Below are 6,395 nucleotides of genomic sequence, written 5' to 3' on the forward strand. Positions count from 1 at the left end.
GCGCGGCCGGGTCTTCCCGGCGCCCCGGACGCCCCCGGCGCCGGACTCAGTGACGACACCGCGATCCTCACCCCCCAGCAGCCCGGCACCCCGGGCTACGGTCCCCGCCACGACAACGTCTCCGGGCACACCGTCACCAGCGGCATCCCGGTCATCCCCCCGAGCGCCTCCTTCGACGCGCCCGGCCCCGCCACGAACGGCACCCGTCCGCACACGGCCCCCAAGCTGCCCGAGCCGGTCATCCCGCCTCCGGCGAGCTCCTCGAAGGCGCCGAAGAAGAAGGGGCGCAACAAGCTCGTCCTGCTCGGCACCGGTGTCGTCCTCGTCCTCGGTGTCGCCTACGGTGCCGGTCTGCTGATGAACAGCTCCGACGTGCCCAAGGGCACCACCGTGCTCGGCATCGACATCGGCGGCGGCACCCGTGACGACGCCGTGAAGAAGCTCGACGCGGCCCTCGACGGCCGGCTGAACAAGCCGCTGAAGCTGTCGGTCGACGGCGGGACCGTCGAGCTGCAGCCGGACAACGCGGGCCTGCAGTTCGACACCGACGCCACCGTCGGCGCGGCCGCCACCAGCGACTACAACCCGGTCAACGTGATCGGCTCCCTCTTCGGCCAGCAGCGCGTCGTCGAGCCGAAGATGCCCGTCGACGAGGAGAAGCTGCAGGCCGCCCTGGAGGACGCCGCCGGCGGGACCGGCTCGGTGACCGAGGGTGGGGTGACGTTCGAGTCCGGCAAGGCCGTCCCCGTGTATCCCAAGGCCGGTCAGGGCATCGACGTGGCCAAGGCGTCGGGCGTGGTGACGGAGGCGTACCGCACCCAGGTGGAGACCGGCTCCGCCGCCGCGGTGAACGTCCCGACGGCCGCCCAGCAGCCCAAGGTCTCCAAGGCCGAGGTCGACCGGATGATGAAGGAGTTCGCCGGGCCGGCGATGTCGGACATCGTGACCGTGCAGACCGATGCGGCGCACTCGATCCAGATGAGCCCCGAGAAGTCGCTGTGGAAGTTCCTCAGGGTGACGGCCGTGAACGACAAGCTCGTCGACAAGCCCGACCTGAAGGCCCTGGAGGAGCTCTACGGCCAGACGTTCGACGGCGTCCTCATCACCCGGGGCAACGGCAAGGAGACGGCCGTCACCCCGCAGGACGTCTACGGCGCCCTCCGCCAGGCTCTGATGAGCAGGACCGACCGGCTCGCGGTCATCGAGACCGACCCCAGCTGACGCGGCCGCCGCGCACCGCACACACGGAGAGCGGCGCCGTACGGGTCGTCCAGGACCCGTACGGCGCCGCTCTCCCGCGTGCCGGAGGGGGCGCGGGACTTCGTCACGCCGGGCGGCGCGGCATGCCCAGGACCCACCTCCGGCCGACGGCTCAGTTCAGCATCGCCCGGGCCGCGAACGCCTCCCCCCGCACCCGCGCGGCGGCGCCCTCGTCCACCGCCCCCACGACCTCCGCGTACGCCTCCAGCTCCCCGGCCCCCGCCGTGAACTCCCCCCGCTGCACGAGCAGTTGCGCCCGCTCGTACCGCAGCTGCGCCGCATGCGAGGGCAGCAGCAGGGCGAGATCCACCGCCCACAACGCCACATCCGAGCGCTCCGGACGTGCGACCGCCCACGCCCGTACGTTGTTCAGGATCCGCAGGATCACCTCCAGCGTCCCCGCCGGTGTCAGCATCGACGCGTCCAGCGCCGCCCCGGTCGCCCCGGCGACCAGCAGCTCCGCGTCCGCCCCGTTCACCACCCGCCCCCCGTCGAACGGATCGGCCAGCACCTGTCCGGCGCCCACCGCGCCCGGCTCCCCGAGCCCGACGACGAAGTGCCCCGGCAGGGCCACCCCGTACACCGGTGCCCCCGCCCGCCGGGCCACCTCCATCCACACCACCGACAGCATGATCGGCAGCCCGCGCCGCCGTCTCAGCACCTCGTGCAGCAGGGACGACTCCAGCCGCTGGTAGTCCTCCGCCGCCCCGTGGAAGCCGTGCCGTTCGCCCAGCAGCTCCCGCAGCGCCGACGCCCACGCGTGCGGTGAGCCCGGCCGGTAGGGCAGCTCACCGGCCAGCCGGTCCAGCTCCACCTCGACGGCGTCCATGCCCGCCTCGTCCAGCGTGCCGTCCGCCACCGCGCCGAGCAGCAGACACAGCGAGGACAGGCCGGGCCGCTCGCTGCGGGCCTCGTCGGCGAACCGCCGGCGCAGCTCCGCGGAGCGCCCGTCCGGCGGGGGGTACGGGGGGCGCATACCAGGTTGGTGCCCGCTCACGGCGCTCCCTCACCCTCCGGGGTGCGGTAATGGTGGTACGCGTGGTGCGGGGCGAACCCCATGCGGGCGTACAGGGCCCGCGCCCCCGCGTTGTCGTCCTCCACCTGCAGCCACGCCGCCGAGGCACCCTCGTCCAGCGCCCGCCGGGCCAGCGCCGCCATCACGGCGGTCGCCAGCCCCTGCCGCCGCCGCGCCGGATCCACCTCGACCGCCGCGAACCCCGCCCACCGGCCGTCCACGGCACACCGCCCGATGGCGGCGGGCGCGTCCGTGCCGCCCGGCACCGTCGCGAACCACACCGACGGCCCTCCCCCACCCCCGGCTTCGCTCGAGCCGAGCACCCGCAGGGCCACCTCGCTCGTCCCCCTGCGCTGATACCGGGCCAGCCACGCCTCGTCCGCCTGCCGCGACAGCACGACCCCGGACGGCTCCCCGCCCAGGTCGGCGACCGGTGCCAGCGGGCCCGTCCACAGTTCGGCGGTCACCTCCCGCACCCAGCCCCGCCGCTCCAGCTCCGCGCAGAGCAGCTCCTGGGCGCCCTCCGCGCCGGTCGCGGTCTGCACGTACGCGGGCAGCCCGCGAGCCGCGTACCAGGCGCGCACGGTCGTCAGCGCCTCGTCGAGCGGCACACCCGGGTCGCCGAGCGGCAGCACGGAGTTCGCCCGTCGCGTGAAGCCCACCCGTCGCCCGGCCGCCACCCCCGAAGGACGCTCCCCCGGAGCCGAAAGCCCGGGAGGACCCCCATCGCGCGGCACCTCCTCGACTGCGGCCCGCAGTTCCCACTCGCCCAGCCGCTCGCTCTCCACGGGCCGCCACGCCCGCGCGGAGATCCGCGCCAGCTCCTCGTAGGAGGCGGCGGGGCCGCGGCGACGTGCCGGAGCGGAGGGGACCACCTTGCCCGCGACCAGCGCGGACTCCGCGATACGGACACTCTCCCCGCTCTTCCTTGTGATCCGCAGCACACCGTTGTCCCATGATGTGAGAACACCGACCGCGTCAGTGAACTTCTCACCCGATGGACCATGTTCGATCAAGCTCCGTACGGAGACCCGTTTCCCCACGTCAGCAGTGGTGATGCGGACCTCGAGGCGCCCGGCGGCAGAGATTTCCACAGGTCAGTTCACCCCTCCTGTTCGGATCATGCCCAGGAACGGAGATACTAGGGGCGGGCATCGACGACGCCGCGCTCCCGCGCGCCAGGCGGCGGAGCCTACGGAGGCCCGCCAGCGCCCTATCGAGGAGGAACGACAGCGTGACCTACGTCATCGCGCAGCCTTGTGTCGACGTGAAGGACAAGGCGTGCATCGAGGAGTGCCCGGTCGACTGCATCTACGAGGGCCAGCGGTCCTTGTACATCCACCCGGACGAATGCGTCGACTGCGGCGCCTGTGAACCGGTCTGCCCGGTCGAGGCCATCTTCTACGAGGACGACACTCCCGAGGAGTGGAAGGACTACTACAAGGCGAACGTCGAGTTCTTCGACGAGCTCGGCTCGCCCGGCGGCGCCAGCAAGCTGGGTCTGATCGAGCGGGACCACCCGGTCATCGCCGCGCTGCCGCCGCAGGCGTAGCCGCCCCGCGAGCGGCCCCGCACCGACGTGTCGCCCCGGTCCCGTACGGCCTGATCGTCGTCCCGATCGCCGTACGGGGCCGAGGCGTTCGCCGTACCAGAAAGTGAGCCCCGTACCCGTGTCCGCAGTCTCCGACCGGTTGCCCGCCTTCCCCTGGGACAAGCTGGAGCCGTACAAGAAGACGGCCGCCGCGCACCCCGACGGCATCGTCGACCTGTCGGTCGGCACGCCTGTGGACCCGGTGCCCGAGCCGATCCGGAAGGCCCTGTCCGCCGCGGCGGACTCGCCGGGCTATCCCACGGTCTGGGGCACGCCGGAACTGCGTGACGCGATCACCCGTTGGGCGGAGCACCGGCTGGGCGCCCGCGGGGTCACCCACCGGCACGTCCTGCCGGTCGTCGGCTCCAAGGAACTGGTCGCCTGGCTGCCCACCCAGCTCGGGCTCGGCCCCGGCGACAAGGTCGCCTTCCCGCGCCTGGCCTACCCGACGTACGAGGTCGGCGCACGGCTCGCCCGCGCGGAGTACGTGGCGTACTCGCTGACACCAGGCGCTGACGCGCCGGGCCCGACCGAGCTGGACCCGGCCGGCCTGAAGCTGCTCTGGCTGAACTCCCCGTCCAACCCGACGGGCCGGGTGCTGTCCAGGGAAGAACTGACCCGGATCGTCGTGTGGGCCCGCGAGCACGGCGTCCTCGTCTTCTCCGACGAGTGCTACATCGAGCTCGGGTGGGAGACCGACCCGGTCTCGGTGCTGCACCCCGACGTCAACGGCGGCTCGTACGACGGCATCGTCTCGGTCCACTCCCTGTCCAAGCGGTCCAACCTGGCCGGCTACCGGGCCGCGTTCCTGGTCGGCGACCCGGCGGTGCTCGGACCGCTGCTGCAGATCCGCAAGCACGGCGGGATGATGACCTCCGCGCCGACGCAGGCGGCGGTGGTGGCGGCGCTGGGCGACGAGGAGCACGTCCGTGCGCAGCGGGAACGGTACGCGGCGCGGCGCGGCGTCCTGCGTGAGGCACTGCTCGCCCACGGCTTCCGTATCGAGCACAGCGAGGCGAGCCTCTACCTGTGGGCCACGCGGGACGAGTCCTGCTGGGACACGGTCGCCCACCTGGCCGGCCTCGGCATCCTGGTGGCCCCCGGCGACTTCTACGGGCCCGCGGGCGCGGACTTCGTCCGAGTGGCCCTCACGGCGACGGACTCCCGGGTCCAGGCAGCGGCCCACCGCCTGACCACCTGACCTGGCGGGGGTTCGCGAGCAGCGGTGCGACGGTTTGCCCTCCCCGGGTTGGCCGGACCGGCGATTGAGCTGGGCGGGGGGTGGTGCGCGGCCCGCCGTGTGCGGGGCGCCTCCCCCACTCTCGGCTTCGCTCGAGCGGGGGGACCCCCATCGCCCTCGGGCTACCCCCTCTGGGGGAGGCACGACTGCCCGCAGTGGGGCGGGCAGGATCAGCCCGGACTGGCTGTGGGCAGTCGTCCGCAGGGCGATGGGGGCACCTCCCATGCCCTTCAGGCAATGGGGGAGGGTGGGCACGGCCACCGGCGCAGGGCACCGTTTCGGGTCACGGCACCTGTACCGGCGAAGGGGCCCGGGGAACGCCCCGGACCCCGTGGACCGCACAGGCAGAGCGCCTAGCCGATCGGCAGCCCCTGGACCGGCAGGTTCTTGCCGCCGGGCACGCCACCCTTCGCCAGCGAGTCCGTCGGCAGCTGCTTCACCACCGGCACCGCCTTCTTCACGGTCGTGCCCGCGGCCGGCGTCACCTCGTCCGTGTTGGGCGTGGTCTTGCCGACACCCTTCGCCACGTTGTCCACGGTGCCTCCGGTCGCGCCGTCCAGGGCGCTCAGCCCGAGGTTCGGGGCGGCCGGCAGCTGCGGAGCCGCACTCGCGGAACCGGCCGCACCGACCCCGGCGGCCGCTCCCGCAGCGACGATCAGCGCGGCACGGGCGATCCGACGGGTCAGGGGGAGGGACATGGTGCTCCTTCGACGGCAGAGAACAATGGGTGTCCGGCCGCCCGGTGGACGATCCACTGGCCGTCGACCGCCGCCGGACCCGGACGCAGTGACTACCGCTCGACCGCCGGGAAGGTTGCGGCGCACTCATGCAAAGAGTTGGCAATGCGTCGCATGATCGGCCGCCCGCAACGCCTGCGGGTGACCCCCCGTACTACTGCACGGTCGTGATCCGCACCGCTCCCGCACCGCCGTCCCCCGCCTCAGCGGACCCCTTGCCGTCCTCCGCCCGCCACTGGCTGCCGCTGTTCCCGGCGGTCCACTCCCGCCCGGCGTAGGAGACCCGCTTTATGCGCAGCTCGGAGGCGTTGGCCACGGCCCAGTGCGCCAACTGCCAGCCCCGCGCCCCGGCGCTCCGCCCGGTCCCGGCACCGGTGCCCCCGGTGACCGGGAGCGTCACGGTGTGCCCGTCGGAACCACCGGCGGGCGGCGGGTCCGAGGGAGGCGGAGACGCGGCCGCGTCGCCCACCTCCGCACCGGCCGGCTCCAGCACCTCCCGCCCGAAGTCCCGTCCGGGTAGACACCGGAGTGCCCGGTAGCAGGTCCCGGTCC

General features: G+C 73.5%; 6 protein-coding genes and 1 pseudogene. 3 read left to right on the forward strand and 4 right to left on the reverse strand.

Annotated elements, in window-relative coordinates; all coding sequences use genetic code 11:
• Nucleotides 1–1,221: pseudogene (locus B9S61_RS09310) on the forward strand (hypothetical protein); the annotation flags it as partial.
• 151 nt (nucleotides 1,222–1,372) lie between these two features.
• Here the strand turns inward: B9S61_RS09310 and B9S61_RS09315 are convergent.
• Both B9S61_RS09315 and B9S61_RS09320 read right to left on the reverse strand, forming a co-directional pair.
• Nucleotides 1,373–2,236, reverse strand: coding sequence for a transglutaminase-like domain-containing protein (locus B9S61_RS09315; RefSeq protein ID WP_103541837.1), 864 nt, complete (start codon nucleotides 2,234–2,236; stop codon nucleotides 1,373–1,375).
• 17 nt (nucleotides 2,237–2,253) lie between these two features.
• The gene (locus B9S61_RS09320) at nucleotides 2,254–3,369 is read right to left on the reverse strand and encodes a GNAT family N-acetyltransferase (RefSeq protein WP_103541838.1); all 1,116 of its coding nucleotides are present in this window, start codon (nucleotides 3,367–3,369) and stop codon (nucleotides 2,254–2,256) included.
• Between the two features lie 140 nt (nucleotides 3,370–3,509).
• On the opposite strand from B9S61_RS09320, the gene fdxA reads away from it, so the two are divergent.
• Together fdxA and B9S61_RS09330 are read left to right on the forward strand one after the other, a co-directional pair.
• Nucleotides 3,510–3,827: a ferredoxin gene (gene fdxA, locus B9S61_RS09325; RefSeq protein WP_103541839.1), complete on the forward strand. Its 318-nt coding sequence runs from the start codon at nucleotides 3,510–3,512 to the stop codon at nucleotides 3,825–3,827.
• A 118-nt stretch (nucleotides 3,828–3,945) separates the two neighbouring features.
• The gene (locus B9S61_RS09330) at nucleotides 3,946–5,067 is read left to right on the forward strand and encodes a bifunctional succinyldiaminopimelate transaminase/glutamate-prephenate aminotransferase (RefSeq protein ID WP_103541840.1); all 1,122 of its coding nucleotides are present in this window, start codon (nucleotides 3,946–3,948) and stop codon (nucleotides 5,065–5,067) included.
• Between the two features lie 392 nt (nucleotides 5,068–5,459).
• Here the strand turns inward: B9S61_RS09330 and B9S61_RS09335 are convergent, their stop codons facing one another.
• Entirely contained in the window at nucleotides 5,460–5,804 is a 345-nt protein-coding gene (locus tag B9S61_RS09335; RefSeq protein ID WP_103541841.1) for an ATP-binding protein, read from the reverse strand.
• 193 nt (nucleotides 5,805–5,997) lie between these two features.
• Nucleotides 5,998–6,243 carry a hypothetical protein gene (locus B9S61_RS43265; protein ID WP_181007307.1) on the reverse strand — a complete coding sequence of 82 codons (246 nt, stop codon included), beginning with the start codon at nucleotides 6,241–6,243 and terminating at the stop codon, nucleotides 5,998–6,000.
• Between the last annotated feature and the right edge of the window lie 152 nt (nucleotides 6,244–6,395).

It is taken from the genome of Streptomyces sp. SM1, from assembly GCF_002910825.1.
GTDB classification, from domain to species: Bacteria; Actinomycetota; Actinomycetes; order Streptomycetales; family Streptomycetaceae; genus Streptomyces; species Streptomyces okerensis.